At 53.1% G+C, this 23084-nt stretch carries 22 protein-coding genes; 21 read left to right on the top strand and 1 reads right to left on the bottom strand.

Annotated elements, in window-relative coordinates; all coding sequences use genetic code 11:
* Positions 1-179: 179 nt before the first annotated feature.
* Positions 180-506, top strand: coding sequence for a flagellar hook-basal body complex protein FliE (gene fliE, locus AC13CY_RS17890; RefSeq protein ID WP_074211206.1), 327 nt, complete (start codon positions 180-182; stop codon positions 504-506).
* A gap of 105 nt (positions 507-611) precedes the next feature.
* Here the strand turns inward: fliE and AC13CY_RS17885 are convergent, their stop codons facing one another.
* Positions 612-971, bottom strand: coding sequence for a flagellar protein FlaG (locus AC13CY_RS17885; protein WP_074211205.1), 360 nt, complete (start codon positions 969-971; stop codon positions 612-614).
* A 265-nt stretch (positions 972-1236) separates the two neighbouring features.
* Here AC13CY_RS17885 and AC13CY_RS17880 point away from each other — a divergent pair, with 265 nt between their 5' ends.
* The 20 genes from AC13CY_RS17880 to flhA all read left to right on the top strand — a co-directional run bounded on the left by AC13CY_RS17880 (position 1237) and on the right by flhA (position 23050).
* On the top strand, positions 1237-2928 hold the full coding sequence (locus AC13CY_RS17880) for an HD domain-containing phosphohydrolase (RefSeq protein ID WP_074211204.1): 1692 nt from the start codon (positions 1237-1239) through the stop codon (positions 2926-2928).
* Positions 2929-3100: 172 nt separating this feature from the next.
* Positions 3101-3517 (top strand): flagellar export chaperone FliS, encoded by a 417-nt coding sequence (gene fliS, locus AC13CY_RS17875; RefSeq protein WP_044629570.1) that lies wholly within the window; start codon positions 3101-3103, stop codon positions 3515-3517.
* A 7-nt stretch (positions 3518-3524) separates the two neighbouring features.
* A complete protein-coding gene (fliT, locus tag AC13CY_RS17870; RefSeq protein ID WP_044629569.1) occupies positions 3525-3932 on the top strand; it encodes a flagellar protein FliT in 408 nt (135 codons plus the stop codon).
* Positions 3933-4681: 749 nt separating this feature from the next.
* Positions 4682-5146, top strand: coding sequence for a flagellar hook-length control protein FliK (fliK, locus tag AC13CY_RS17865; RefSeq protein ID WP_483052838.1), 465 nt, complete (start codon positions 4682-4684; stop codon positions 5144-5146).
* Positions 5130-5423, top strand: coding sequence for an EscU/YscU/HrcU family type III secretion system export apparatus switch protein (locus tag AC13CY_RS17860; RefSeq protein ID WP_044629567.1), 294 nt, complete (start codon positions 5130-5132; stop codon positions 5421-5423). The genes fliK and AC13CY_RS17860 overlap by 17 nt, the downstream gene beginning before the upstream one ends.
* A gap of 107 nt (positions 5424-5530) precedes the next feature.
* Complete coding sequence (gene flhD, locus AC13CY_RS17855; RefSeq protein ID WP_044629566.1) at positions 5531-5863, top strand: flagellar transcriptional regulator FlhD; 333 nt, start codon at positions 5531-5533, stop codon at positions 5861-5863.
* Positions 5860-6384 (top strand): flagellar transcriptional regulator FlhC, encoded by a 525-nt coding sequence (flhC, locus tag AC13CY_RS17850; protein ID WP_044629565.1) that lies wholly within the window; start codon positions 5860-5862, stop codon positions 6382-6384. Before flhD ends, flhC begins: the two co-directional genes overlap by 4 nt.
* A 225-nt stretch (positions 6385-6609) precedes the next feature.
* Entirely contained in the window at positions 6610-7479 is an 870-nt protein-coding gene (gene motA / locus AC13CY_RS17845) for a flagellar motor stator protein MotA (protein WP_044629564.1), read from the top strand.
* Positions 7476-8396 carry a flagellar motor protein MotB gene (gene motB, locus AC13CY_RS17840; RefSeq protein WP_044629563.1) on the top strand — a complete coding sequence of 307 codons (921 nt, stop codon included), beginning with the start codon at positions 7476-7478 and terminating at the stop codon, positions 8394-8396. Before motA ends, motB begins: the two co-directional genes overlap by 4 nt.
* Positions 8397-8440: 44 nt before the next feature.
* Positions 8441-10543, top strand: a complete 2103-nt coding sequence (gene cheA, locus AC13CY_RS17835; protein WP_044629562.1) for a chemotaxis protein CheA — start codon at positions 8441-8443, stop codon at positions 10541-10543.
* Positions 10540-11040 (top strand): chemotaxis protein CheW, encoded by a 501-nt coding sequence (gene cheW, locus AC13CY_RS17830; protein ID WP_044629561.1) that lies wholly within the window; start codon positions 10540-10542, stop codon positions 11038-11040. The genes cheA and cheW overlap by 4 nt, the downstream gene beginning before the upstream one ends.
* Positions 11041-11142: 102 nt before the next feature.
* Positions 11143-12450, top strand: coding sequence for a methyl-accepting chemotaxis protein (locus tag AC13CY_RS17825; RefSeq protein WP_063610139.1), 1308 nt, complete (start codon positions 11143-11145; stop codon positions 12448-12450).
* Positions 12451-12537: 87 nt separating this feature from the next.
* On the top strand, positions 12538-14715 hold the full coding sequence (locus AC13CY_RS17820; protein WP_044629599.1) for a methyl-accepting chemotaxis protein: 2178 nt from the start codon (positions 12538-12540) through the stop codon (positions 14713-14715).
* Positions 14712-15584, top strand: a complete 873-nt coding sequence (locus AC13CY_RS17815; RefSeq protein ID WP_044629560.1) for a CheR family methyltransferase — start codon at positions 14712-14714, stop codon at positions 15582-15584. The genes AC13CY_RS17820 and AC13CY_RS17815 overlap by 4 nt, the downstream gene beginning before the upstream one ends.
* Positions 15585-15668: 84 nt before the next feature.
* Positions 15669-16730 (top strand): protein-glutamate methylesterase/protein-glutamine glutaminase, encoded by a 1062-nt coding sequence (locus AC13CY_RS17810; RefSeq protein WP_044629559.1) that lies wholly within the window; start codon positions 15669-15671, stop codon positions 16728-16730.
* Between the two features lie 57 nt (positions 16731-16787).
* Positions 16788-18491, top strand: coding sequence for a methyl-accepting chemotaxis protein (locus AC13CY_RS17805; protein ID WP_172515208.1), 1704 nt, complete (start codon positions 16788-16790; stop codon positions 18489-18491).
* A gap of 53 nt (positions 18492-18544) precedes the next feature.
* Complete coding sequence (gene cheY / locus AC13CY_RS17800) at positions 18545-18934, top strand: chemotaxis response regulator CheY (protein WP_044629557.1); 390 nt, start codon at positions 18545-18547, stop codon at positions 18932-18934.
* Positions 18935-18976: 42 nt separating this feature from the next.
* A complete protein-coding gene (gene cheZ / locus AC13CY_RS17795) occupies positions 18977-19672 on the top strand; it encodes a protein phosphatase CheZ (protein ID WP_172515209.1) in 696 nt (231 codons plus the stop codon).
* A 133-nt stretch (positions 19673-19805) separates the two neighbouring features.
* Positions 19806-20972 (top strand): flagellar biosynthesis protein FlhB, encoded by a 1167-nt coding sequence (flhB, locus tag AC13CY_RS17790; RefSeq protein WP_253027596.1) that lies wholly within the window; start codon positions 19806-19808, stop codon positions 20970-20972.
* Positions 20969-23050: a flagellar biosynthesis protein FlhA gene (gene flhA, locus AC13CY_RS17785; RefSeq protein WP_058577010.1), complete on the top strand. Its 2082-nt coding sequence runs from the start codon at positions 20969-20971 to the stop codon at positions 23048-23050. Before flhB ends, flhA begins: the two co-directional genes overlap by 4 nt.
* The last annotated feature ends 34 nt before the right edge of the window (positions 23051-23084 follow it).

Raw genomic sequence — 23084 nt, 5'->3', positions numbered from 1 at the left:
TCGCGGTTATCCGCTAAAAAAATGAAGCGGAATTGTGATGAACGCCATTATCCGGGGGTGTGTCGACCATAAATGAACGAAAAGCTTGGCTTTTTATACTCATTTGTACGTATGACGCTACTCCTACCAATGGTAGGCTTTTTGTACTAATTGATTTTCCGCAAAAATGAGGCCTGAGTATGAGTTCACCTTCTATACAGTCTGCGCTGCAACAGATGCAGGGGCTAGCGGCACAAGCGGCTCAGCCTATTAAAGGGGAGCATGTGGCAACCGCTGTTGGTCAAGGTGGCTTTGGAAGTGAGCTGCAGTCCTCTATACAGCGAATTAATCGGTTGCAGCAAGCGGCTAGTACCAGGGCGATGGCGTTTCAGGCAGGCGAGCCAAACATTGAGTTAAACGATGTGATGGTAGATATGCAAAAAGCCAGTGTGGCCTTTCAAATGGGCATGCAAGTGCGCAACCGCCTAGTAACTGCCTATCGTGATGTGATGAATATGCAGGTATAGGGGGCGTAAAGTAGTTATGCGGCTAGCTGGGTGGGTAGTGGGAAGGCGAACGCTTAGGCTGGTACGTTATCGCTTTTCAAGGCGCCCGCAGCGTTCGCTTGGTTTCTATGCTTTAAGAGAGATCAGTTTTCCTTGCAGTTCTTCTAGCCGCTCGGCCAGTAGCAGCGCTTCTTCTGCTGGTATTTGACGTATGACGTCACCCGTTTCTCGATCAATGACCCTTGTAATGATGCGAGCCGATTGTTCGCTAATATCAAATTCCAACCCACGGGGACGCATGACATCGTTAATGCGCTGTATCGGTTCAACAAGCGCTTCTTTTGTGGCCTTATTGCCATCTGCTGCTGCTTCATCGCCGCTTGGGGTGGCTGGAGGTAGGGGATCGATAGCGGGGCGCGTAGAGCGTTCCTGCGATAAAGCGGCTGTTATTGCTGGTGTGGCTGAGTCAATGGATAGTGGGCTCATGTACAACGTTCCTCTATTAAATAAGCCCGCCGGGGGCTAGGCAACGTAACCGAGTAAAGGCATTGAGGCCGTTTACCGTCTGGTGATGAGCCTCTTTTTCAATCTATCGGCGCGTTTGTCACAAACTTTATCCTTTTACTATAGATGAAAAGAAAAGTGTTATGAGTCCTATGGCGGACATGCGGCTCGATAAAGGCTTCTGTTATGCTCTGCTGCTTTGTGATGAGCGTTAACGTATAACGCGTCTGGGGAAAGCGAGGCACGCATGGCAGTCCAACAAGATGAGTACGAGAGCGTCACTAGCCCATCGGTAATCAGCTCTCTTCTGAATACTATGATAGAGAGCGGTGGGGTGACTCTCTGCTTGGCCACTCCTGATGCGCGTCCAGAGCCAGTGGTCTTGATGGAGCAGCACGCGGGCGAAACGCTGGTAATGGATCTGTCATCGGTTGACTACCTGCTAAGTCGTTTACAGCAGGGAGAGCAATTTTTTTTGCGGGGTCAGTCACAGGGAAAAGTGGTGCGGACACCGCTGTTATCTTTGACGGAGACCCGTCGTTCTGGTGGTCGTTTTCTTTGTTGTAGTAATTACCCAAGTTCGGTCGAAGTGCTGCAACGACGCGAGTCATATCGTGCTGAATTGCGCATGGGAATGGTGGTGTCTGCACTGGTTGTTGGTGAGAGTGGTGAGAGTGCCCAGGGGGAGCTCCGTGACCTCTCCCAGGATGGGTGCCAGCTTGAGTTGCCATTAACAGCAAGCGGTGTTTTGGCTGAAACGCAATACTCGCTCAAACTTGCGTTTACCTTTCCAAACGGCACTTACTTTGAAGTGAATGGCGTTGCCCGCCATCAGAAAACTGATCCCGAGCGGCACATGCTACGCGTTGGCTTTCGCTTTGCAGGGTGCACTTCCGAGCAGGAACGGCAGATTTGGTATTTTGTCTGCGAGATTGAGCGTGAAGCGGCGCGCTATAAAAAGGAGGCGCAGGAGGAGCGGCAGCCATCGCCTCTGTTTGAGCAGCCGGGCAAGCGCACTCCAGATACTGAGCACATAGGACGGCGCGATATACGCCGCTATGCCACACCGATGGCAAGGCGTTTGGTTAAGGTAGCTGCTTATCTTGATGCACAGTTGCTCATGCTTCAGCAAGGCAGTGATATTGATTCAAGGCAGCTCTCTCGTAATGCGGACCGCTTACTGATGCTGCATGAAGAAGATCGAGAGGGACTGCTGTTTGCCTCCCGCTGTTTGTCTTTAGAGCCGCTGCTGGTAAGGCACGGGATTGCTGTTGCAGTCCATTTGCTGGATTTAGTAGGAGCCAATATGCCGCGGGATGTGCGCAAGGCGATCGTTGCCAGCGGGCTGGTGCATGATTTGGGTAAGGCGCTTATTCCTCAGGTCGTGTTCAAAGCGCCCAATTTTGAAGCGACACATCGGCAGGCATTAAGTGAGCATGTTTCCCTCTTGATGGCTCGGCTACATACCTGCCAATGGCTGTCTGCTACGGTGGCGCAAGCGGTCATTGGGGGGATCAACGAGCGGCTTGATGGTAGTGGCTATCCGGCAGGAATCACCGGGGATGATATTAACGAGTTGGCGAAAGCCAGTGCAGTGGTTGACGTTGTTGAGGCGATGCGGCGAGATCGCCCAGATCGCCCGGCCCGCACGGCGCAGCAAATTTACCGCCACTTGCTGGCTCATCCGCATCAGTTTGATCGCCATTGGATGAGGCGTTATGTCGAACATTTCAAGGTCCTGCCGGTGGGGTCGTTAGCGCTTTTCTCTAGTGATCAGCTTGCCTGGATTTTGCGCCTTGATGATAGTGGGGCGCCAGCAGAGGTGGTGCTGGCCCAAGCAGCCGAGCCGCCAATGCGCGATAATTTAGGGAGTGTTTTGCGTGGCGATGTTTTTGAGCGACTAGGCAAGCCTGTCAGAGAAGTGGCGGTTTCTACATAGGACGCCGAATTCAGGCAAGCAGCTAAATTAAAAAGTAATCAGGCATTAAAGTCTGCTGTGGCTTCGCCGATATATTTAATAGCTGAGCATATATGCTCAACCTTGAATGATGAACAGCACGACTGGCTTTTTGCCCTAGCTGTTGTTACACCCTATAAAGGAGTGCCCACTAATGACCTACACTCGCGGTGGCACCGCTAACGGACGAGGCGCTAATGCTTATGCCCGTGTCGGTGTCGAAAGTGGTGTCATGTCAGCTGATCCTCACCAACTGATCGTGATGCTATTTGATGGCGCTCAGGCGGCAATCCGCGCAGCGCGAATCCATATGCAAGCTGGCAACCGAGCTGAAAAAGGCAAGTCAATTTCCAAAGCGTTGGATATTGTTAATAACGGTTTAGCGGCCGCCCTTGATCAAGAGCAAGGGGGTGTCATTGCAGAGAGGCTCGCCTCACTTTACGATTATATCGCCCGCTTGCTGTTAACAGCTAACTTGCGAAACGACGAAGAGAGCCTCAACCAAGCTGAGCGGTTACTTGAGGATATCGCCTCAGCATGGCGTGAAATCGGTCAACAGCAGAGTGCGTGAGGCAGGCATGGCAGCTCCCGAAGCAGTTCGTGATATTTCTCAGCAAACGCTGCTCGATGCATACGAAAAGCTGTTGGTGCGTGTGAATGACATGCATGAGCTTGCAGATGCTGAACAGTGGGCCGAGTTGATCGAGCAACGCAGTAATTATGTGATGCTCGTAGAAGAGCTCCGTGAGCTGGATGCACACGTCATGCTTGACGCTGCAGGTAAGCAGCGTAAAACAGAGTTAATAGAACATATCTTAGAGCATGATGTGGAGATTCGTCGCCGCCTGGTGGCACGACGCGATGAGCTTGGCAGGCTGATTGGCGTCACCCAGCGCCAGCGGGACCTGCACCGAGCTTATGCTCCCCAGCAGGGAGCTTATAGCGCCTTTGATGTCGATGCTTCTCAGAATAAGGGGGCATCGTGAGTGGCATTACGCCGCTTATTGATACCCTCTTACATCAAGTGCTTGGGCGCCAGGGAGAGGTGTCCTCTCAGCGTGTATTAAATGCGCCAGTACAGCCAGTTTTACCGGGGGAGGGGCCACGTGCCTTGCAAGGCGATGCAGGGTTGGATGGCCGTCCGCTTGCTCCCCTGCTTGGTGACCTAAAGCGGTTGCCAGGTGCGTCTGAGGGGGCGCGTCAGTCTCAGCCTGGAAGTCCTCCCACTGGTGATGGCGCACCCACCTCAACACAGACACACTTCAGCCCTGCTGCTCGCACGATTGCGGATGTATTACTGCGTTTCCCGGCACCTCCAGCGGTAATGAAGCCTCAGGCCCCGCTTATGTCGGCTCAAGACGCACCATCGGCGCAAGTGCTGGCAAGTCGTTTAGAAGCAAGCATCCGCGATAGTGGATTATTTTATGAGTCCCACCTGAAGCGTTGGTTTCAAGGTGAAACTCCACTCCAGCAACTACTGCGTGAACCACAAATGCAACCTGGGCCTCGCCCGGCTGCTCCTTTTTTACCAAATTTTGCTTCTGCGGTATTAGCCACAACCCCCTCAATAGCCGCTTTACGCTCAAGCGCCACCCCCGGTATTTTGCCTAATACGCCCCTAGTGCCTATGAATGGCGATAATAAACTGCTCTTAGAGCGCCCTGTTGTCATGCTCCCGGCCTCGACTTCGCCGACGCCAGCTGCTGCGGAGCGTCGAGAGATTAATCCAGCCTCGTTGACATTGCCGACTGCCAGCGAGCCGGAAGCGCTTAGCCGTGGCTCACGAGAGGTCGTTCATGAGAGCTTACAGGGGTTGGTGCGTCAGCAGTTGGAGATGTTGGTGATGCCAACGCTCCGCTGGGAAGGTGATGTGTGGGCTGGGATTTTTATGGCGTTAGTGATCAACCTGCCTGGGCGTGAAGGGGGGCAAGGAGGTTCATCGGAAGAGGAGGGTGCGGAGGAGAGCTGGCGCTCCGAAATGCAGCTTGATGTGCCTAACTTAGGTAGCTTCAGCGTTGCACTATGGCTTCATCAAAAGACGCTGAGTATTGATTTGACCACTGATAATGCTGGCACGCACCAGCGTCTTGAGGAAGGGGTTAGCTCATTGGAGCAGCGTTTAAACGCCCTTGATTTTCATAAAGTTCAGATCAAGGCTAGGTATGTAACATTGGAGCGCCATCATGATGACATCGGGTGATCGGCGACGGCAAGCGGTTGCACTTGCGTATCAAGAAGGGGAGCAGGCTCCACGTGTAGTAGCCAAAGGGTATGGTGAGCTGGCTGAGCGAATTATGGCCGAAGCCCAACGCCAGGGTATTTATGTTCACGATGCACCAGAGCTTGTGGCGCTGCTCATGCAGTTAGATTTGGATGCCGAGATCCCGGCGAGCCTATATCAAGTGGTCGCTGAGCTGCTTGTTTGGGTGTTTGAGCTATCTGAGAATGGGATAAGTCATCGTGAAACGCTCAAGTAGCCAATATAAGCGCTGTATGCAACCATGGTGCTGGGTAAAGAAAAAAGTCATCAATGGCGCCAGTATAACGGTCACAATGTCGCGCCTGTGTCGTTCGATGGGACACTATGAGTCAAACAAGCTTTCTCGATGAAATTCAAGAAATTAACTTAGCGTACTTGCTTCTTGCGCAGCGTTTGCTGAGCGAGGATCGCGAAGCAGCTATGTTTCGCCTGAAAATAGACAGCGAACTTGCCGATTTATTGGTATCACTGAATGCCTGGCAACTCACTAAGCTGGCGCGCAGCAACCAGTTAGTCTGCCGATTTAGCCATTCGAGTGGGCGACGTTTGCGCGAAATTTTAGAAAACCCCAGAGATCAAGGGTTATCTGGGTTACATGCATCACTGCTTTCGGCTTGCGAGCCCTTGGAGTCTTTGTCGTCGGGAGAGTCGGAGTGAGCCAGAAGAGCTTGGTTGATGAGATGCACCAAGTGCAGCTGGCCATTGAGCTGATTGAGTTGGGTGCACGGCTACAGGTGCTGGAGACAGAAACAGAGCTTAGCCGTACCCGGTTGATTAAGCTCTACAAGGAAGTGCGTGGTATGTCTCCACCGAAAGGGATGCTGCCATTCTCTGCGGATTGGTTCGTCACTTGGCTGCCCAACGTGCACTCCTCGTTCTTCTACAACATTTATGTCGGGCTGCTGAAAGGCGCTGGCTGCGAGCGCATCGACGCCTTCGTTAAGGCTTATCGACTGTACGAGGAGCAGATTTCACTGGAAGGCGTGGAGCCGGTGCTGGGGCTTACTCGTGCTTGGACGTTGGTGCGCTTTTTTGAAAGTGATTTGTTGCAGCTAACGACTTGTACAAGATGTGAAGGTCGCTTTGTTGCCCATGCTCATAGTCCGACACATGATTATGTGTGTGGTATTTGTCAGCCGCCTTCGCGTGCAGGGAAAACCCGTAAAGCACAGCGTTGAACGTATAAAATTGTCACGTTACTAGCAGCAGGGTATAGAACGAATACACTACCTCTTTAACGTTTAGATAGCGGTAAAAGACGCTGGTAATTTCTCATTAAACATTGCATGCGCCTTAGTATGATATTGCTAAGTTGCACTTGGGGTGGAGCTGCTCATGCCTTCTTGGTGAAGAAATGGGTGTGGCTTCGTCGATAAAAAACTGATATCGCAAGGACACTGCTTGTGCTGATTCCCTTAGGTTATGTCGTCGTACTGCTATCTGTATTTGGCGGGTATGTGTTAGCAGGTGGTAGCTTGGGGCCGCTGTATCAGCCGACGGAGTTGCTCATGATTGGCGGCGCAGGGGTCGGTGCTTTTATTGCTGCCAATAATGGCAAAGCCATTAAAGCTACTTTTAAGATACTGCCCAAGCTCAAGCGAACCAAAAAATATAATAAAGCGCTGTACATGGAGCTAATGGCATTGCAGTACAAGATTCTTTCCAAGGTGCGCCGTGAGGGCATGCTAGGGATTGAGCGCGATATCGATAACCCTCAAGAGAGTCCTTTATTTCAAGAGCACCCAGCCGTGCTGGCGGACCCACACATCATGGATTTCTTAACTGACTATTTGCGCCTCATGGTCAGTGGCGGCATGGAGCCAATGGAAATTGATGAGCTTATGCTGCATGAAATCGAGGCATTCGAACAGGAAGCTCATATTCCAGTTGATGCGATCTCTAAAGTGGGGGATGCGATGCCTGCATTCGGTATCGTTGCTGCTGTTATGGGGGTAATTAAGGCTTTGACCTACGCTGATGCCACACCCGCTCAGATGGGTGAAATGATTGCGCTAGCGCTAGTAGGTACCTTTTTAGGCATTTTGTTGGGGTACGGGTTTATAAGTCCAGTGGCCAGCTACGCCGAGCGACAAGCAAAAGAAGCAGAAAAAATGTTGCAGTGTATCCGCGTCACCTTACTAGCAAGCTTGCACGGTTATGCGCCTCAATTAGCTGTTGAGTTTGGCCGCAAGGCACTGCATACCGCAGAGCGTCCCAGTTTCACTGAGCTTGAAGAGTACGTTCGTGACGCCAAAAAAGGCGGTAGTGCATGAGTAAGGGTGGGGATAAGCGTCCGATCATTATTCGGCGTAAAAAAGTCGTCCATGCTCACCATGGGGGAGCTTGGAAGATTGCCCTAGCGGATTTTATGACCGCGTTGATGGCGCTATTCCTAGTGATGTGGATTTTGAGTGTCTCCAGCGAAGAGACCCGCCGAGGTGTGGCGGAGTATTTCAGTACGCCCCTGGTTACTGCAATTACAGGCGGCGACATGTCAGGTAGTACCAGCGTGATTCCTGGTGGTGGCCCTGATCCTACTCATAGTGATGGTGAACGCGCTCGTATTGATGTAATGCAGCATACACGCCCTAGTGCTCAAGAGCGGCGCTTCTTTAATGATTTGCAGGAGCGCATTGAACGTGTGATTGAGCGTGACCCGGAGCTGCGTGAGCTGCGCAACCAAATGCGTTTTGATCTAACCCGTGAAGGGTTACGGATCCAACTCTTGGATACCGAACAGCGACCCATGTTTGAGCTTGGTAGTGATCAGGTCGCTCCCTATATGCGTAGTTTGCTACGCACCATAGCTCCTCTTCTCAATGAGTTGCCTAACGATTTAAGTATTAGTGGGCATACTGATAGTGTGCCGTATGCTGGAGGATATCGTGGCTACAGCAACTGGGAGCTCTCAAATGATCGAGCGAACGCCTCGCGCCGAGAGCTTGTTGCCGGCGGGCTTGATCCAGATCAATTGTTGCGCGTATCGGGCTTTGCTGATCGTGTGTTGTTGGCTGACACTGCGCCAACCGATCCGATCAATCGGCGTATTGAGTTGGTTGTGTTGTTACCTGAAATTGCCGAAGCCATTCGTAACCCTGGTGTTCTAGCGCCTGATGCTCAGTTTTCTGAGGAAGAGGTGCCGAAAGAGCTAGTGCCACAAAACACCCCACAAGCCAACGACGACCAGTAAGCGCGGCTTGTCACAAAAAATATGACGTTCACGTGGAGCGGTGCATGGATATAGCGGATTTTTTTGACACCTTTTTTGAAGAGGCTGAAGAGCTGCTCGCTGATATGGAGCAGCACTTATTGGAACTGGATGTCGATGATCCGGATAGCGAGCAGTTGAACGCTATCTTCCGCGCAGCCCACTCTATCAAAGGTGGCGCAGGAACCTTCGGTTTTAGCGTGCTACAAAAAACCACGCATATTTTCGAAAACCTGCTGGATCACGCGCGCAAAGGGGAACTCACCCTGCGTGCTGACCTCGTGGATACCTTTTTAGAGGCCAAAGACATCATGCACGAGCAACTCGATGCCTATCGCAACGAGGAAGAACCCAATCAAGAAGCGTATGAGCGTATCTGCCAAACGCTGCAGCAAATTGCCCTCGAAGAGATTGGCAAAACACTTGATGCCCCTGCGGAGGCACCGGCCCCTCAAAAATCAGCGCCTGCAGAGGACGACAAAGAAGCATCGGCAGCCGCTAGCTCCAGCGAGCACACCCTCAAAGTGGTGCTTCTCAATGTGGGCGATAAAGATCGTGGGCTGCTGGTAGAAGAGTTAGAGCAGCTAGGCGATATTCAATCCCAGTCGGGGGATGAAAAGCGCTATGAGGTCACCCTAAAAGGGGGCGTCAGCGCCGATGATATTGAAGCCGTAATGTGCTTCATTATTGAGCCAGAACAAATTGAAATCACCACGGTAGCTGTGGAGGAGGCTGCTTCGGCAGCAGAGCCCGCAACACCTGTACCCAGCACACCGGCTGAGCCCTCTGCGTCAGAAGAGAAGCCAGCCGCGCCAGTGGCCGAAAAAGCACACGCCAGCAAGTCGCCTGCTAGCAGTAAACCAGGTAAAGCGGCTCCGAAAAAGGCAGCAGCAGAGTCCTCCTCTATTCGGGTGTCCGTGGATAAGGTCGACCAGATTATTAACTTGGTGGGCGAGCTGATCATCACTCAGTCGATGCTGGACCAAACAGTGAGTGATCTTGGTGACCAGTCGGTCGGCAACAGTTCGCTACAGAATGGCATGAGCCTATTGCAGCGTAATGCCCGCGATCTTCAGGAAGCGGTCATGTCGATTCGCATGATCCCCATGGAGTTCGTATTTAGCCGTTTTCCGCGTGTAGTGCGTGATACCGCTGGCAAACTAGGCAAAGAGATTGAACTGATCACCGAAGGTAAATCCACAGAGCTTGATAAAAGCTTGGTCGAGCGTATCACCGACCCGCTAACGCACTTGGTGCGTAATAGTCTGGACCACGGTGTTGAAATGCCCGACGAGCGTGAAGCCCTGGGCAAGCCGCGTACGGGTAAGTTAGTTCTGTCTGCCCGGCATCAAGGTGGCAATATTTTGATTGAAGTGCGTGATGACGGCGCCGGAATGGATCGTGAACGCCTGCTAGCGAAAGCCCGTGAGAATGGTCTTAACGTCTCCGATACCATGTCGGATGAAGATGTTTTTCAGCTGATTTTTGCCCCCGGTTTCTCGACTGCTAAAGAGGTTACCGATGTCTCTGGACGTGGCGTGGGCATGGATGTTGTCAAACGGAATATTCAAGGCATGGGCGGCCGGGTTGAGATCCAGTCGAAAAAAGGTGAAGGCACTAATACACGTATCGTGCTGCCGCTAACTCTGGCAATTCTCGACGGTATGTCGATTAAAGTCGGAAAGGAAACCTTTATTCTGCCCCTGTCTACCGTACTTGAGTCACTGCAGCCCGCCAAAGGCGATATGTATGCCATGGCAGGGGACGACGTGGTACTAAAAGTACGCGATGAGTACCTCCCAGTCATTGCCATTCACGAAGTGCTGGATGTCGAAAACGCCATTACCGACCCGACCAAGAGTATTGCTGTCATCGTTCAGGGCGAAGGGCGTCGCTATGCCATGCTGGTCGATGAATTGATTGGCCAGCAACAGGTCGTGGTTAAAAACCTCGAAGATAATTACCGCAAAGTGCCCGGGGTATCGGCCGCTACCATCTTGGGAGATGGCAGTGTTGCGTTAATTCTGGATATCACAGGCTTGCATCGCTTAAGCCGTGCCAAAAAAGAAGCAGGAAAAGCCGCTAACCAACCATATCTCTCTTATTACAAGGAGGCTGAGCCGTCATGAGTCAAGCATCTAATGAGGCGGTGCTAGCCGCAGCAGAAGCGGAAAATCGCGAGTTCCTGGTGTTCTCTTTAGGTGATGAAGAGTACGCCATTGATATCTTAAAGGTTCAGGAAATTCGTGGTTACGAAAACGTCACACGTATTGCGAATGCACCCGACTTCATTAAGGGAGTAACGAACCTGCGTGGCGTGATTGTGCCGATTGTGGATCTGCGCATTAAGTTTCACCTGGATAACGTTGAGTACGGTGGCCAAACTGTGGTGATCGTCGTCAACGTGGCAGATCGTATCGTAGGTATCGTGGTAGATGGCGTTTCTGACGTAATGACCTTGACGCCGGATCAAATCAAGCCTGCGCCAGAGTTTGGCGTAACGCTCTCCTCTGATTTCCTAAGTGGCCTCGGTAGCCTGGATGACCGAATGCTGGTGCTGGTCGATATCGATAAGCTGCTGACGAGCGAAGAGATGGCGCTGGTAGATAGCACCAGTAACCGCTAACGACCTGCCACGGGGCACAGGGAGACGTGCCCATCTTGAGCCAAAAAACAACCCACTCTGGCGCGATGGATGGCGCTGGCTAGTACGGTTGTGTTTGGAGAAATGCGTGTGACACAGCTAGTACGTCAACTGATGAGTAATATGACCGTCCGTCTGAGTTGGGGGCTAGTATTGGCCACCTTCTCGCTGCTGGTGCTCATTGCCTGTGGTATCGGTCTTTATGCGCTGCATCACGGGGCGACCATTGTACAAAGTGCCAGCGACCCACAAGTCCAGCAGTTGGCCTTTACTTCCTTTGCCACCCGCATCCGCTGGGTATTGATCGGCGTTGTGGCCATGACCGTTTTAACGGTAGTGGTAGTGGTATGGGGCGTCAGTGCCAACGTACTGCGCCCGCTGGATCGGCTGGTCGGCTATTTTGAGCGCATGGCGCAGGGTGACCTCAGTCAGCAGATCCAGTCACCTGGCAACAATGAGATCGGCAAGCTCTATAGCGCGATGGCCCATATGCAAGGTTCCTTGTCGGAAACTGTTGGCGTGGTCAGGCGTAGCGGCACCACGATTTTTGAGCGCTCCCAGCACATTGCCAGCGGCAACAACGACCTCTCCTCTCGCACAGAACAGCAGGCTTCATCGCTAGAAGAGACGGCATCGAGCATGGAGCAACTCGCGTCGACCGTTAGCCACAATGCCGACAATGCTCGGCAGGCAAGCCAGTTGGCAGGAGACGCGACGCTCACGGCGCGTCGCAGTGGGGAAGAAGTCAGTAACATTGTTGAGACCATGCAGGAGATTAGCGCCAGTTCTCATCAAGTCGCTGACATTATCACCCTGATCGACAATATCGCTTTCCAAACCAATATCTTAGCGCTTAACGCTTCTGTAGAGGCGGCGCGTGCGGGCGAGCATGGCAAGGGCTTTGCCGTGGTAGCACAAGAAGTTCGCAGCCTTGCCAGCCGCAGTGCCAATGCTGCCAAAGAGATTCGTACGCTGATTGATGCGTCGCTCGGTAAAGTAGACGCTGGCACACATCGCGTGAATCAGGCGGGCCAAACCATGCAGGATCTCGTCGCGGCGGTACAGCGCGTTAGCGACATCATGGATGAGATTGCCTCCGCTTCAGAAGAGCAGAGCAACGGTATTGGCCAAGTTAACCAAGCGGTTGCGCAAATGGATCAAGTCGTTCAGCAGAATGCTCAGCTGGTGCAGCAAGCCGCGCGGAGCGCCAATGAGCTAGAGAGCGAGGCAGCACGCCTGCGTGAAGCCGTGGAACGGTTCCGTGTAGCAGGTGGTGGGCAGCCCGACACACAAAAACGTGTCATCAGCGCCCCTTCGCACTCGCCAACGACAACGCAGCGCCTACCGGCCACTAAAACACAAGCGCTGACCGAAGAGTGGGAAGAGTTCTAACTCAGCGCTCTCTGCTCTGGCCATGGAATGAACCAAGCTATTACCGCGTTAAAACATAAACAATAACATAAACAATGAGGCAGCATGATGCGTAATAACCAGCCAGTGACTCAACGGGAAGTTGAGCTTAAACAAGACGATTTTCTCGTTTCGCGTACTGATCTAAAAGGGCGTATAACCTACGCAAATCCAGCATTTATCGAGATTAGCGGCTATCAGCATGAAGAGCTGATAGGAGCGCCTCATAACCTAATACGTCATCCAGACATGCCGTCGCCTGCGTTTGAGAACCTCTGGAAAACCGTTCAGGCGGGGGAGACATGGCGAGGGCTGGTGAAAAATCGCTGTAAGAATGGAGACCACTACTGGGTAGACGCCAGCGTCACACCGATTGTAGAGAACGACCAAGTAATTGGTTACACCTCTGTGCGGGTGCAAGCGACCCGCAAGGCGATTGCTCAGGCTGAACAGCGTTATGCAGAGATACGAGAAGGGCGCAATAAGCGCCTCTACTTGGATAAAGGGCGCGTGCGCCAAAAGGGCTTGTTACAGCGCATTAAGCGCATTCGTCTCGACACAATACGTGCCAAATTAGTTGGCATGGTGGTCGTGGCAGGGGCCCTGCTAGTAGCGAGCGGTGGCGTGGGGCTTTATGGCCTTAATGTGGCAGGCGAACGATTGGGTGAGCTAAATAACGATGGCTTAAGGGATGTTATTCGCCTTCAGCAAATTGATCAAACGATTGCGCAAACACGTCAGGCGCTGATTGAGCCTGAGCGCATGGAGCTGATTAACCAGCGTTTCGAGATGGGGGAGGCGATAGAGGGAAGTGCTACACAAATCGTTGATATCTGGCAGGCATACTTCAGTCGCGATGTGAATACGACGCCGTTGGCCACTTCGTTCAACGAGCGGCTACAAGCTTTTTTGTCTGAAGGCATGAACCAAGCGGCTAGCGTGCTACAGGCTGAAGAGACTTACCAAGCGTTCACCGGCCTGGATGCTGTTATCAGTGTGATGAACGAGGAGGGGCGGGAGCTATCCGCTATGGTCAATCAACTGATCGCTCAAAAGCAGGAAGCTGCGGAGGCAATGGCAGCAGAGGCCGAGCGTGGTCAAACCGCCATGCTTAGCGTACAAGCTGGTGTATTAGGCGCAGGACTATTGTTACTGGTACTGATTAGTGTCCTAACGCTGCGCTCTATTATTACGCCACTGAAGCGCGCGTCACGTTTTACGTTGCAAATCGCAGGCGGCAATTTAGCGGCACATGTACCGCCCAAACGCCGTGATGAAATTGGTCAGTTGATGGACTCTCTCAACACCATGCGTAAAAGCCTGAGCAACATCATTAGTGATGTAAAAAGTGGCATTGACGTAGTCACCCCAGCAGCTAAAGACATTGCCAGTGGCAACGAAGCGCTCTCCACGCGAACTGAACAGCAGGCAGCTTCGCTTCAGCAAACGGCCTCCAGTATGGAAGAAATGACTACTACAGTTAGACAGAACAGTGATAACGCTCAAGAAGCGCGTCGACTGGCCGATAATAATGCAACAAGGGTTACACAAACCGGGGAATTGATGACACAACTGGTCGCTAATATGCAGCGGATAACACAAAGCTCGCAGAAAATGACCGACATTATCAACGTCATCGATTCGATTGCGTTTCAGACCAATATCTTGGCTCTGAATGCCTCGGTGGAAGCCGCCAGGGCGGGAGAGCATGGTCGTGGCTTCGCTGTGGTGGCCGAAGAGGTGCGTAAGCTTGCTGGGCGTAGTGCTGGAGCAGCGCAGGAAATTCGCACACTTATTGACGATTCGAGCCAGGAAGTGAGCGTAGGCGCTGGCTTAGTCGAAAAAGCTGAGGCAGCGATTAGTGAGGTTGCCGAAGCCGCACGCAGCGTTACTCATATTATGCACGACATCTCGGCGGCTTCTGCGGAACAAAGCAGCGGTATTACGGAAGTCAACCAAGCCGTTGCGGAAATGGATCAAGCAACACAGCAAAATGCTCTGCGCGTTCAAGAAACTGCACGGGCAGCTGTTGCCCTAGAGCAACAAGCAGGACTGTTGTCGCTTTCCGTTGAAGCGTTTCGACTTAACCAAAGCCCGCTAGCGGCCACTGGCTTGCAGCCGCCTGTGACCGCAACTCCAAAGGCAAACGTGTTGCCAGCGGGGTCTGCACATAACAGCAGTGCCACATCGCCTGTGCCGACTAAGAAACGGCAAATGGCCTCTGTAGAGGAGTGGGAAGAGTTTTGACAGACCAACGCGAACGGGGTAGCGACGCAGGCCAATGGGCGTCCAGTGGGCAGATCGAACGAGATCTGGTGCTGACCGATGCTGATTTTGCGCGCATTCGAGAGCTGATTTACCAGCGCGCTGGTATTGTATTAGCTGAGCATAAGCGCGAAATGGTCTATAGCCGCTTAGCTAAGCGGCTGCGCCATCATGGCATGACGCGCTTTACTGACTACCTGTCGCGGCTGGAGCGTCAACCCGACGCGAAAGAGTGGGAGGCGTTTACCAACGCCTTGACTACCAATCTAACTGCTTTCTTTCGTGAATCGCATCACTTCCCATTATTGGCGGAACATATTAGGCATAAGCAAGATCCGGTAACGATCTGGTGTTCAGCCGCTTCGACAGGGGAAGAGCCCTACTCGATTGCCATGACGCTGCTAGAGACACTTGGCGCGAAAGCCTCCCAAGCCAAAGTGATTGCTACCGACATTGATACCGATGCACTGGCGAAAGCACGTAAGGGGATTTATCCCCAGGAGCAAGTGCGCAAACTGGACGAAGCGCGAGTGAAGCGGTTCTTTCAAAAAGGTACCGGCAATCACATCGGGCTTGCCCGCGTGCGCCCAGAAGTCTCGGCACTTGTTGAGTTTATGCCACTGAACTTGCTGGCCCCTCAGTGGCCTATCAAAGGCCCTTTTGATGCAATATTTTGTCGTAATGTCATGATTTATTTCGACAAAGAGACGCAAGCTAAGATTTTGAAGCGGTTTGCGCCGCTGATGAAACAGGATGGTCTGCTATTTGCGGGACACTCCGAAAACTTCTCGTATATCAGCGATGCGTTTAAGTTGCGCGGGCAAACGGTTTATACCCTCGCGAATAAGTGAACAATAGACGTGAGCTAAGCTCCGGCGAGGGCGTTTGCCAGCAGGGAGTGATGCCGCGGTGGATACCGTAAGAGGAGGCGTGCTTTGAGCGCTGCCAAGATCAAAGTGTTGTGCGTCGATGACTCGGCGCTGATTCGTGATTTGCTGACCGAAATCATTAACTCACAGCCAGACATGGAAGTTGTCGCCGTTGCGCCTGACCCCATTGCTGCCCGAGATCTGATTAAGCAGCATAACCCAGATGTACTGACGCTTGATGTCGAGATGCCGAGGATGGACGGCCTCGATTTTCTTGAGCGGCTGATGCGATTGCGCCCTATGCCGGTGCTGATGGTGTCGTCGCTAACCCAAAGCGGCTCTGAAATTACCCTGCGCGCCCTGGAGCTCGGTGCGCTGGATTTTGTAGCGAAGCCAAGCCTGGGTATTCGCAGCGGTATGATGGAGTATGCTAACGAAATTGCTGAAAAATTGCGTGCTGCAGCTCGTTCGCGTCCGCGTCAGGCACGCCATAAAAACACGCCGCCGCCCACTCGGCTTAAAGCACCCATGATATCCAGCGAGAAGCTCATTATTATTGGTGCTTCTACTGGCGGCACTGAAGCAATCCGTGCCGTATTAGAACCTTTACCTGCCAATGCGCCTGCCATTTTAATTACCCAGCATATGCCCGGTGGCTTCACGCGCTCTTTTGCAGAACGCCTGGATCGACTGTGTCGTATTACCGTGAAGGAAGCCACGGACGGTGAGCGGGTTCTGCCAGGCCATGCCTATATTGCCCCTGGCGACCAGCACTTAGAGCTTGCCCGCAGTGGCGCCAACTACGTAGCCCGCCTAAATGATGGACCGCCGGTTAACCGCCATCGCCCCTCGGTAGATGTGTTGTTTCACTCCGCTTCTAAGCATGCTGGTAAAAACGCCATCGGCGTCATTCTGACCGGTATGGGAAAAGATGGCGCGGCAGGCCTATTAGAAATGCGTCAAGCAGGTGCGCCGACGATCGCACAAAATGAAGAGACCTGTGTGGTTTTTGGTATGCCGCGCGAGGCGATTGCCGTTGGGGGAGCAGTCGAGGTCGTTGCACTCGACGATATACCGTCGCGTCTTATGGCGCTGGTTGCTGCTTCAGGGCGCGCGCAGCGCGTTTAAGTACCAAGAAATGTCAAACCCTTCTTGGTTCATGCATTAATAAGGGGAGCCATAACAATGACGCGTTTACTGCGCAATTTAAGTATTCATTCGACCGTGGTAACGGCGCTAACTTGCCTCGTCACGCTGATGTTGGTTGTGGGTGGGCTTGGCGTCGTGGCTGACCGTAATGCTCAGAGTAACTTAGCGACGCTGAATCTTATTGGAAATGAACAGCTTAACGAGCTGAACCGCGCCGACTCTCTACTCAACCAAGCCATGCTAGCCATGGAGACTGCCTCTAATTTACTGATGGTGGGGCAGACTCGCCAATCTAATGAGCAGGTAGAGGTGGCGGCAAATCGTATCGAACGGGCCGAGCGTCGCTTTGAGAAGTATCAGGCCGCGCCGCGTACAGCACGGGATGAAGTTTTGGGAAGCGCTGTCGATGAAAACTTCCGCGCTGTGCTTGATCTGGTAAAGCAGCAACACGCTAGCTTTGAGTTCATGGATATCAATACGTTTAACCAGCTACGAGGCGAACTGGCCGAGCCACTAAACGCACTCTCCGAAAGTATTGATGCCTTCGTCGATTATGGTTTTGGGCGTGTTGATACAATCCGTGTGGATGCTGAGTCTCAGGGAGAGCTGTTTACCTTAATCAACGCGCTAGCGGTAGGCCTTGCGCTGATAGTGACGCTGGCCATTTATATCGGTTTACGCCGCACAGTCATTGCGCCACTTAACAATGCCGTTCAGCGGCTTGATCGCATTGCCGAGGCAGACTTAACGCAGCCGCTGCCAGAGGCCGGTAAAAACGAAATTGGCCGTTTATTTTCGGCTATGGCCACCATGCAGCAAAACCTTAGCGCAACGGTGGCACGCGTGCGCGAGGGGAGTCGAGAGATTCACCACGGCACCCGAGAAATCGCCAGCGGCAACGCTGATCTTTCATCGCGTACTGAGCAGCAGGCAGCGTCCATTGAGCAAACGGCGGCCAGTATGGAGCAGATGACAGCCACCGTGAAACAGAATGCTGACAACGCTCGACAGGCCAGTACGCTAGCCGCTGATGCTTCCACCACAGCAGAACGGGGTGGTCAAGTCGTTGAACAAGTGGTGCAAACCATGCACGGTATCTCCACCAGCTCTCAAAAAGTGGCAGATATCACTAATGTGATCGATTCCATCGCGTTTCAGACCAATATTCTGGCACTGAATGCTTCGGTTGAGGCAGCGCGGGCTGGCGAGCAAGGGCGCGGGTTTGCGGTGGTGGCCGGGGAAGTGCGTAACCTCGCTAGCCGCAGTGCGGATGCGGCAAAAGAGATTAAAACGCTGATTGAGGCGTCTGTTAGTCAGATCAACCAGGGTTCATCTCTGGTAGAAAAGGCGGGCCAGACAATGACGGAAGTCGTCACCGCGGTGCGCCGGGTTACAGATATCATGGATGAGATTTCAGCGGCGTCCCAAGAGCAGAGCGACGGTATTGAGCAGGTGAGTCAGGCAGTGGGGCAAATGGACCAGGTGACTCAGCAAAATGCCGCGTTAGTCCAGCAGGCAACCGCAGCGGCCGCTTCACTAGAAGAGCAAGCAAATCGCTTAGAAGAGGCGGTCGCGGTCTTTCAGGTGCTAAGTGCTCAGCAGGCATCACATGCGTTACCTACGCGTGTATCAGCATCGCACACGTCGGTTCCTAAGGCGTCTGCTGCTCAGTCAACGGCTTTACCGCCGAATCGTCGAGCAACTGCCCAGCAGCACCACGAAGAGTGGGAAGAATTTTAACCCTGACTGAATTCCCAGTCACCCTATAGATGTCGTTATTGAGAGGATGGCCAATGGCTGATAAGAACATGAGTTTCTTGGTAGTAGACGATTTTCCCACTATGCGCCGGATCGTACGTAGCCTGTTGAAAGAGCTGGGCTTCACTAATGTTGAAGAAGCCGAAGATGGTCAAGATGCGCTTAATAAATTGCGCGCGGGCAATTTTGAGTTTGTGGTTTCCGACTGGAACATGCCCAACCTAGATGGCCTGGAAATGCTGAAAGAGATTCGCCAGGACAATGCGCTAAAAGACTTGCCAGTACTGATGGTAACGGCCGAAGCAAAGAAAGAGAATATTATTGCTGCCGCACAAGCGGGTGCCAATGGTTATGTCGTCAAACCGTTCACTGCCGCGACCCTAGAAGAGAAGCTGAATAAAATCTTCGAGAAAATGGGTAAATGACGCGGCTGAGCCAAGGCGCTCGGTTAACGAGGAGACAACACAATGAGTCAGAATGAGCAGGGTGGTTCTGCCCAACTGTCTGAAGAAGCCGCAGAAGACCTTATCTTTCGTATTGGTAAGCTTACCCGCATGCTGCGTGACAATATGCGCGAGTTGGGCTTAGACAAAGAGATTGAAAAGGCCGCTGAAGCGATCCCCGACGCCCGTGACCGGCTGCACTACGTGGCGACGATGACCGAGCAGGCTGCAGACAGGGCGTTGAACGCCATTGATCGTGCGCAGCCGCTGCAAGATCAGCTCTCTGAGCGTGCGGAAGCACTCGACAAGCGTTGGGCCGAGTGGTTCGAAGCACCAAAAGAGCTAGACGACGCAAAGGTGTTGGTAAAAGAGACGCGCACCTACCTGAGCGACGTGCCAGAAATTACCTCAGCGACCAACAAGGAGCTGATGGACATTATGATGGCACAGGATTTCCAGGATCTTACCGGTCAAGTCATCAAGAAAATGATGGATGTGATCCGTGAGATCGAGCATCAGCTGGTACAGGTACTCATCGACAATGTTCCCGGTGTTGAAGCTCGTGAAACGATGCAGCGCAAGGCCGAAGATCAGTGGAAAAATGAGAAAGCTCGCCGCAATGAAGATCTTCTTAATGGGCCGCAGGTGAAAGGGAACGCCCCTGATATCGTTACCGGCCAGGATCAGGTAGACGACTTATTGGACGAATTAGGCTTTTAATGCTGGGTTATTAGCTCATTGTAAGCCGCTGCATCTGGCAAAATAGGTAGACTGTTCAGCCGTCCTTTAGGGCGGCTGAGTTTATGGTATGCCTTATTTTGGTCAACTGGCCACTCGTCAGCCGGATAACAGCATGGCAGATAACGACAGCGATCAGGAAAAAACCGAAGAGGCCACGCCCAGGCGATTAGATAAAGCCCGCAAAGAGGGTCAGGTGCCTCGATCCCGCGAACTAACTACCTTCATGATGCTGCTGGGTGGGGTGATGGGGTTGTGGGGTATGGGGCAAATGCTCTATGACCAGCTTGGGATGGTGATGGAGCAGGCGTTTTTATTTGAGCGCCGCCATGCCATGGAAAGCACGCCTATGTTGGTGAATGCGCTGGATCTTGGCCAGCGAACCCTCATCGCTATGCTTCCCTTATTTTTACTGCTCACGGTGATTGCACTGGTTGCACCGGCACTGCTAGGTGGCTGGTTAATCTCTTCAAAATCGTTGCAGCCTAAATTTTCAAAATTAAACCCAGTGAAAGGGTTAAAAAGGATATTTTCTGTTCAGGCCCTTGCTGAGCTGGCTAAGGCGATTGCTAAGTCCATCTTGGTGGGCGGTGTGGCAGCTGGCTTTTTATATTTTAATATTGGCAAATTTATGGGGCTAATGGACCAGCCCGTGCAGCAGGGACTGGTCAGTGCGCTGAATATGGCAGCGCTGGTGGCGGGCCTCATCGTCCTGTCACTGATCGTGGTTATTCTCATTGATGTCCCATTTCAGCTGTGGAATAACGCCAAACAGCTGCGTATGACCAAAGAAGAGGTGAAGCAAGAGCATAAAGACTCTGAGGGCGACCCCCATGTGAAGGGCCGTATTCGCCAGCAGCAGCAGGCCATGGCCCGCGGGCGCATGATGAGCAAAGTACCTGAAGCTGATGTCATTATTACCAACCCAACCCACTATGCAGTGGCGCTGGTTTACCAGGAGGGGCGTATGGGGGCTCCTCGGTTGGTGGCCAAAGGGGCCGATGCTGTTGCCGCTCGAATCCGTGAGATTGGCGAGGAAGCAGGTGTTCCGCGCTTGGAGGCAGCACCTCTGGCGCGCGCCCTGTATCATCATGTCGACTTAGAAGCTGAAGTGCCCGCCGAACTGTACACTGCCGTGGCCGAAGTGATGGCCTGGGCCTACCGCCTGAAACATGTTGCACAACAAGGAGGCGAGGTGCCCCCCACACCCGATAATTTACCGGTACCCCCGGAAATGGATAGTCCCGGCCGTCGTGCCGATGGCAATGAGGCGCAACCATGAAAGGCTTAAGCCAGTTGATCAATCAGCGTAACTGGATGAACGATGTGAGCATGAAGCTGCTCGCCGGTCCGCTGCTGATTTTAATGATTCTGGGCATGATGATTCTGCCCCTTCCGCCGTTCGCGCTGGATCTGCTGTTCACTTTCAATATTGCGCTATCGATTATGGTGTTGTTGGTCAGCATGTTCGCCGAGAAGCCGCTGGACTTTGCCGCGTTTCCGGCCGTGCTGCTGTTTACCACGTTGCTGCGTCTTTCGCTGAACGTCGCCTCGACCCGTGTGGTATTGATGGAAGGCCACGAAGGCGGCGATGCGGCGGGCAAGGTCATTGAGGCCTTCGGCACCTTCCTGGTAGGCGGTAATTTCGCGGTAGGCTTGGTCGTGTTCCTCATCCTGGTGATTATCAACTTTATGGTAATCACCAAGGGGGCTGGGCGTATTGCCGAGGTAGGGGCCCGCTTCGTGCTTGACGCTATGCCCGGCAAGCAGATGGCGATTGATGCCGACCTGAACGCTGGCCTGATTGGTGAGGACGAAGCGAAAAAGCGCCGTGCCGAGGTTGCCCAGGAAGCGGATTTTTATGGCTCAATGGACGGTGCCAGTAAATTCGTCCGCGGTGATGCCGTGGCAGGCCTGGTTATCATGGTGGTTAATATTATCGGCGGCCTACTGATTGGTATGATGCAACACGACCTGGGGTTTGCCGATGCTGCCCGCACTTATACGCTGCTAACGATTGGTGATGGCTTGGTTGCCCAGATTCCGGCGCTGGTGATCTCTACGGCGGCAGGTGTGACTGTTTCACGCGTCAACACCGAGCAGGATGTTGGTCAGCAGATGATCAGCCAACTGTTTGTGAACCCTCAAGTAATGATCTTGGCAGCCATGGTAATGGGCCTGCTAGGCCTTGTTCCCGGTATGCCCAACCTCGTTTTCCTTATTTTCACGGCGCTGCTGGGCGGCCTAGCCTGGTATCTAATGCGTAGAAAAGAGCAGACCTTGGTTAAGGAAGAGATCTCTGCAGCACCACCGCCCATCCAGGAAACACCTGAAGCCAGTTGGGAAGATGTTCAACTGGTAGACATGCTTGGTTTAGAGGTGGGGCATCGCTTGATCCCCTTGGTGGATTCCCGGCAGAAGGGTGAACTGCTGGACCGTATTAAAAGCGTACGCAAGAAGTTTGCCCAGGAAGTGGGCTTCCTGCCGCCCGTGGTGCACATTCGCGATAACTTAGAACTACCACCCAATACCTATGTGCTCTCCATGAAGGGAGCGGAAATTGGCCGCGCTGAGGCGCAGGCCGGTAAATGGCTAGCCATTGATCCTGGTCAGGTCTCGGGGGAGCTTCAGGGTACACCGACCCAAGACCCTGCCTTTGGCTTGCCAGCAGTATGGATTGACGCTAACCAACGGGAGCATGCTCAGGTATACGGGTACACGGTCGTGGATGCCAGTACGGTCATCGCCACGCACCTTAACCATCTGCTGCACCGTCACTCGCCTGAACTGCTGGGCCGCCAGGAGGTTCAAAAGCTGCTGGACAAGTTGGGCGAAGATCAAAAATCGCTGGTCGAAGAAGTAGTGCCGAAGTCCATCTCCCTCACCGTGCTGCAGCGCATTTTGCAGAACCTACTGGATGAGGATGTCTCGATTCGTGATATGCGTACCGTGCTGGACACCTTGGCAGAGCATGCGGGTCAGCAGAAAGACCCCAACGAGCTAACGGCTCTGGTGCGTATTGCGCTGGGCAGGGCCATTACCCAGCAGTGGTTCGCGGGCCAAGATACGCTGCATGTGATGGGGCTGGATGCGCAGTTAGAGCAAGTCTTGTTGCAAGCAATGAACGGCAATGGTGCGATGGAGCCAGGGCTGGCGGATACCTTGATGAATCAAGCGCAGCAAGCGTTAGAGAAACATGAAGGCAGTGGTGAAGCGCCTGTGCTGGTGGTTCAGCACTCGCTACGGGCCGTGTTGTCGCGCTTCCTGCGCCGCCGCATGCGCCACTTAGTGGTGATGTCTCAAGCGGAAATTCCCGACGACCGCACCCTGCGCGTTACCACGCTGGTGGGTGGTCGCTAATGGCCACACTTCGAGCGGTAATAGCCTTTTACGT

The sequence above is a fragment of the Vreelandella sp. L-15 genome (assembly GCF_056857635.1).
This window is presented reverse-complemented; position numbering and strand designations above follow the sequence as displayed.

What these genes read in the sequence shown, in the direction of transcription:
- fliS (WP_044629570.1), top strand. Translation starts at nt 3,101, where the DNA reads ATGACCTACACTCGCGGTGGCACCGCTAACGGACGAGGCGCTAATGCT.
- fliT (WP_044629569.1), top strand. Translation starts at nt 3,525, where the DNA reads ATGGCAGCTCCCGAAGCAGTTCGTGATATTTCTCAGCAAACGCTGCTC.
- cheZ (WP_172515209.1), top strand. Translation starts at nt 18,977, where the DNA reads ATGAGTCAGAATGAGCAGGGTGGTTCTGCCCAACTGTCTGAAGAAGCC.
- AC13CY_RS17885 (WP_074211205.1), bottom strand. Translation starts at nt 971, where the DNA reads ATGAGCCCACTATCCATTGACTCAGCCACACCAGCAATAACAGCCGCT.
- flhD (WP_044629566.1), top strand. Translation starts at nt 5,531, where the DNA reads ATGAGTCAAACAAGCTTTCTCGATGAAATTCAAGAAATTAACTTAGCG.
- cheY (WP_044629557.1), top strand. Translation starts at nt 18,545, where the DNA reads ATGGCTGATAAGAACATGAGTTTCTTGGTAGTAGACGATTTTCCCACT.
- motB (WP_044629563.1), top strand. Translation starts at nt 7,476, where the DNA reads ATGAGTAAGGGTGGGGATAAGCGTCCGATCATTATTCGGCGTAAAAAA.
- flhA (WP_058577010.1), top strand. Translation starts at nt 20,969, where the DNA reads ATGAAAGGCTTAAGCCAGTTGATCAATCAGCGTAACTGGATGAACGAT.
- cheA (WP_044629562.1), top strand. Translation starts at nt 8,441, where the DNA reads ATGGATATAGCGGATTTTTTTGACACCTTTTTTGAAGAGGCTGAAGAG.
- flhB (WP_253027596.1), top strand. Translation starts at nt 19,806, where the DNA reads ATGGCAGATAACGACAGCGATCAGGAAAAAACCGAAGAGGCCACGCCC.
- AC13CY_RS17820 (WP_044629599.1), top strand. Translation starts at nt 12,538, where the DNA reads ATGCGTAATAACCAGCCAGTGACTCAACGGGAAGTTGAGCTTAAACAA.
- AC13CY_RS17825 (WP_063610139.1), top strand. Translation starts at nt 11,143, where the DNA reads ATGCGTGTGACACAGCTAGTACGTCAACTGATGAGTAATATGACCGTC.
- AC13CY_RS17805 (WP_172515208.1), top strand. Translation starts at nt 16,788, where the DNA reads ATGACGCGTTTACTGCGCAATTTAAGTATTCATTCGACCGTGGTAACG.
- cheW (WP_044629561.1), top strand. Translation starts at nt 10,540, where the DNA reads ATGAGTCAAGCATCTAATGAGGCGGTGCTAGCCGCAGCAGAAGCGGAA.
- AC13CY_RS17880 (WP_074211204.1), top strand. Translation starts at nt 1,237, where the DNA reads ATGGCAGTCCAACAAGATGAGTACGAGAGCGTCACTAGCCCATCGGTA.
- fliE (WP_074211206.1), top strand. Translation starts at nt 180, where the DNA reads ATGAGTTCACCTTCTATACAGTCTGCGCTGCAACAGATGCAGGGGCTA.
- AC13CY_RS17860 (WP_044629567.1), top strand. Translation starts at nt 5,130, where the DNA reads ATGATGACATCGGGTGATCGGCGACGGCAAGCGGTTGCACTTGCGTAT.